The 3,743-nt window shown below is 62.6% G+C and carries 6 protein-coding genes; 5 read left to right on the top strand and 1 reads right to left on the bottom strand.

All coding sequences use genetic code 11. From position 1 onward, the window contains the following. The first annotated feature begins 167 nt into the window (after window positions 1–167). From AUR66_RS17410 to AUR66_RS17420, 3 genes are read left to right on the top strand one after another with little or no spacing between them, the layout of a single operon-like run. On the top strand, window positions 168–455 hold the full coding sequence (locus tag AUR66_RS17410; RefSeq protein ID WP_058573432.1) for an Htur_1727 family rSAM-partnered candidate RiPP: 288 nt from the start codon (window positions 168–170) through the stop codon (window positions 453–455). After that, entirely contained in the window at window positions 452–1,648 is a 1,197-nt protein-coding gene (locus AUR66_RS17415; RefSeq protein ID WP_058573433.1) for a TIGR04347 family pseudo-SAM/SPASM protein, read from the top strand. Before AUR66_RS17410 ends, AUR66_RS17415 begins: the two co-directional genes overlap by 4 nt. Window positions 1,649–1,699: 51 nt before the next feature. Then, window positions 1,700–1,885, top strand: coding sequence for a hypothetical protein (locus tag AUR66_RS17420; protein WP_058573434.1), 186 nt, complete (start codon window positions 1,700–1,702; stop codon window positions 1,883–1,885). Between the two features lie 42 nt (window positions 1,886–1,927). Here the strand turns inward: AUR66_RS17420 and AUR66_RS17425 are convergent, their stop codons facing one another. Beyond that, window positions 1,928–2,977, bottom strand: coding sequence for an NAD(P)/FAD-dependent oxidoreductase (locus tag AUR66_RS17425; protein WP_058573435.1), 1,050 nt, complete (start codon window positions 2,975–2,977; stop codon window positions 1,928–1,930). Window positions 2,978–3,131: 154 nt separating this feature from the next. Here AUR66_RS17425 and AUR66_RS17430 point away from each other — a divergent pair, with 154 nt between their 5' ends. Together AUR66_RS17430 and AUR66_RS17435 are read left to right on the top strand one after the other, a co-directional pair. Beyond that, on the top strand, window positions 3,132–3,416 hold the full coding sequence (locus AUR66_RS17430; protein ID WP_058573436.1) for a DUF357 domain-containing protein: 285 nt from the start codon (window positions 3,132–3,134) through the stop codon (window positions 3,414–3,416). A gap of 43 nt (window positions 3,417–3,459) precedes the next feature. Beyond that, a complete protein-coding gene (locus tag AUR66_RS17435; protein ID WP_058573437.1) occupies window positions 3,460–3,726 on the top strand; it encodes a hypothetical protein in 267 nt (88 codons plus the stop codon). Window positions 3,727–3,743: the final 17 nt, after the last annotated feature.

Raw genomic sequence — 3,743 nt, forward strand, 5'->3', positions numbered from 1 at the left:
GAAGTGCGATTCCAGCGGTGGCCGCAGTCGCGTGCAGAAATGACCGTCGAGAGAACCGTTGTGTCATCGTTCGATGGTACTGGGCATCCAACGAAGTCTAATGCTTCGATTCCCAGTCGGTGAAAACAGGCGAAACGGGCGTAACAGTCGGTTCCAAAGACGGACGCATGCCCACGGACGACGACCCGCGAAGTAAACCACGAATCGACGGAAGCCGCCAGTGGGAGGTATTCTTCCGTGAGACCGACGCCGAACCCATGCGCCACGTCGGGAGCGTGACCGCCCCGTCTATCGACCTCGCGACAGAACAGGCGCGGACACTCTTCGACTTTGCGGCGTCTGCGTTGTGGCTCTGCCCGGCGGACGAAGTCCGTCGACTCGGCGGGAACGACCTGGCCGCGAAGGGCCGTGAGGATTCGGCCGGCGAGACCGACCCGGAGGTGACGCACGGATGATATCTATCAGTAAGTTGTTGTGTGGGCAGACGGCCGAAGGCGACGGCCTTCGATACGACGACCCCGACGCCTCTATCGAGCAGATTCGCGAAGAGAAACAGAAACGTCCGGTCGTCGTCTGGAACACGACTCGGCGCTGCAATCTCTACTGCGAACACTGTTATGCGGGCGCGGACCTCGACCCCGCACAGGGTGAACTCTCGACTGCCGAAGCGAAGGGACTCATCGACGACTTGGCCGACTACGACGTCCCCGTGCTCCTCTTTTCGGGTGGCGAACCGCTCGTCCGCGAGGACCTCGTCGAACTCGTCGATTACTGCACCGACCAGGGCATCCGGGCAGTTCTCTCGACGAACGGGACGCTCATCACCGAAGAGAAGGCACAGGCGCTCAAAGACGCTGGCCTTTCGTACGCGGGTGTCTCTGTGGATGGCCTCCGCGAGCGAAACGACCGATTCCGCGGCAAAGACGGTGCCTTCGACGCCGCGGTTCGGGGCATCAAAAACTCTCTGTCTGTCGGGCTAAAGACGGGACTCCGATACACTATCACCGAGCACAACGCCGCGGACATGGAGGACGTCGTGGACCTCCTGTACGACGTGGGCGTCGACCGTTTCTGCTTCTATCACCTCGACTACGGCGGACGCGGCGGCGACATCGCCGACGCCGACTTGGACGACGAGGCACAGCGACGGGCCGTCAATCGCCTCTTCGACATGACCCGCGAGTACCACGACGAGGGTGAAGAGATAGAGACGCTCCTCGTCGGCAACTACGCGGACTCCGCGTACGTCGTCGAGTACGCCGACGAGGAACTCGGCAGCGACCACGCCGAGGAGATTCACGACTACCTCCGCGTCAACGGCGGTGACCCGACCGGCGAACGCGTCGCCGACGTGGACTACCGTGGCGACGTTCACCTCACGCAGTTCTGGCAGAGTTACAGCCTCGGCAACGTCCGCGACAGGCCGTTCGGCGAGATTTGGGACGACGAGTCGAACCCGCTTCTCGCCCGCCTGAGAGAGCGTGAACAGTACCTGACGGGGAAGTGTGCGACCTGCCAGTATCAGGACGTGTGTCGCGGGTCGTCACGGCTTCGTGCCATCGCCGGGTCTGGTGACCTGTTCGGGCCGGACCCGCAGTGTTATCTCACGCCCGAAGAACGCGGCGACGTCCCAGAACCGGCGGACTAATCGACGTTCGACGTTCAGACGACTTTTCAGCACGCACACCGAGGTGCCCGTATGGAGACCAAACGAGGAGTGCCGAACATTCTCGCAGGCGGGTTCGCTGGTATCGGTTTGGTCGCACTCGCACTCGCGGTTGCAGTGTTCGCCGGCGTGGTCGACACAGGCTTTCCCGCAGGTATCTACGTCATCGTCGCGATGGTCAACGTCGCGCTGGCGGTGATTCTCTGGCGACTCACGTGAGTCGGTTGGAAAAAGACGCGTACCGAGGAGACGCCGAGTCGCTTACTCTGCCGGCGTCGCCGCTTCCTTCTTCTCTTCGCGTTCGAGTTCTTCGAGGTAGTCGTCGGCGTCGAGGGCGGCCTTCACACCCATCCCGCCGGCGGTTGCGGCCTGCTGGTAGTGGTAGTCGACGACGTCGCCCGCGGCGAAGATGCCGGGTTCGTCAGTCGCAGTCTGGTTGCCACCGGACCCGCCCTTGGCGACGATGTAGCCGTCGTCGTCACGCTGGACGGCAGTGCCTTCGAGGTAGTCAGCGTTCGGCGTGTGGCCGATGGCGTAGAACACTGCGCCGACGTCGAAGTCGAACTCCTCGGTTTCGGGGTCGTCGAGTTTGGCCGTCGGGTGGCCCTCGGGGTGGCGGACCAGTGAGACGTGGTCGACGCCCTCTTCGGGCGACCCGTGGAGTTCGGTCGCTTCGGTGTTGAGCATGAGTTCGATTTCGTCGTCGTCGACTTTCTCCATCAGGCGGTCGACCCAGTAGTCCTCGGCGCGGAACTCTTCGCGCCGGTGGACGAGGTAGACCTTCGAAGCGAACTTGGTGAGGAAGTTGGCCTCCTCGACGGCGGCGTCGCCGCCACCGATGACCATAATCTTCTCGTCGCGGAAGAACGCGCCGTCACAGGTCGCACACGTCGAGAGACCGTAGCCCATGAGGTTCTCCTCGCCGGGGATGCCGAGCGTCCGAGCGGAGGCACCGGAAGCGGAGATGATGGCGTCTGCGGTGTACACGTCGCCGTTCTTCAGCGTGACCGTGAACGGTCGTTCGGAGGCGTCGACGGATTCGATGATGCCGTGGCGAATCTCGGTCCCGAAGCGCTCGGCCTGCTGCTTCATGTTGTTGATGAGTTCGGGACCGGAGATACCCTCGGGGAAGCCCGGATAGTTCTCGACTTCTGTCGTGAGGGTGAGTTGGCCGCCCGGTTCGTCGCCTTCGAAGACGAGTGGGTCGTTGTTGGAGCGGGCCGCGTAGATAGCCGCAGAGAGCCCAGAGATACCCGACCCGGCGATGATGAGTTTCCTGTGTTCGACGAAGGAATCGGCGTCTTGCGTCATGACTCGTTGTTCGCTATACCGGTGCCTTAAGCTTGCGCTGTATTGCGAGGAGGGCTACAACACCGCCACGTGATTGCATACCAGATTCCGGGGCGACCCACTGCGCCCACGCCGGAGCGAAAGACCAGTATCAATCGCCGACGCACATCTCGCTATGCCCGCCGACCTCCAGGAGAAGACGAACCGCTACGAGCAGATGCTCGCCGACGCCCTCGACGAAGCAGTCCAAGCCGTCCCCGAGGAGACGCACCTCGGCAACGCCGCTGCCGACTGTCTGGAGATGGCCGAATCGTACCTCGACGACGGCCGCCACTTCAAGGACGCAGACGATTGGGTCAACGCGCTGGCGTCGTTCTCGTACGGATACGGATGGCTCGATGCTGGTGTCCGAATGGGCCTGTTCGACATCCCGGACGACTCGCACCTCTTTACGATGTAATTTCGGAGAGGGACTTTACCCCCCCTTTCCGCGTACAGTGGCTATGAGTTCTGCCTCGCCGTCATCGGCCTCTCCTCGTATCTCTGACGCTCAGCGAACGCTCGAACGACGGTTTTCGAATCCGTTCTTACTGCGACTCCTCCGCTCGCCGGCCCACTTCCTCGCGAGTCGGTGGGTCCTGCTCGTCTCGTACGTCGGGCGAAAGAGCGGCATTCGGTACACGTTTCCTGCCGTCTACGCGGCGGCCGGCACCGACCTCGTCGTCGTCGTCACGCCGAAAGCCGATAGCAACTGGTGGAAGAACTCATAGCCACTGTACGCGGAAAG

It is taken from the genome of Haloferax profundi (assembly GCF_001469865.1).
GTDB classification, from domain to species: Archaea; Halobacteriota; Halobacteria; order Halobacteriales; family Haloferacaceae; genus Haloferax; species Haloferax profundi.

Excerpts from the sequence above, each read along its gene's own strand:
- AUR66_RS17430 (WP_058573436.1), top strand. The coding sequence starts at position 3,132 with ATGCCCGCCGACCTCCAGGAGAAGACGAACCGCTACGAGCAGATGCTC.
- AUR66_RS17410 (WP_058573432.1), top strand. The coding sequence starts at position 168 with ATGCCCACGGACGACGACCCGCGAAGTAAACCACGAATCGACGGAAGC.
- AUR66_RS17425 (WP_058573435.1), bottom strand. The coding sequence starts at position 2,977 with ATGACGCAAGACGCCGATTCCTTCGTCGAACACAGGAAACTCATCATC.
- AUR66_RS17415 (WP_058573433.1), top strand. The coding sequence starts at position 452 with ATGATATCTATCAGTAAGTTGTTGTGTGGGCAGACGGCCGAAGGCGAC.
- AUR66_RS17420 (WP_058573434.1), top strand. The coding sequence starts at position 1,700 with ATGGAGACCAAACGAGGAGTGCCGAACATTCTCGCAGGCGGGTTCGCT.
- AUR66_RS17435 (WP_058573437.1), top strand. The coding sequence starts at position 3,460 with ATGAGTTCTGCCTCGCCGTCATCGGCCTCTCCTCGTATCTCTGACGCT.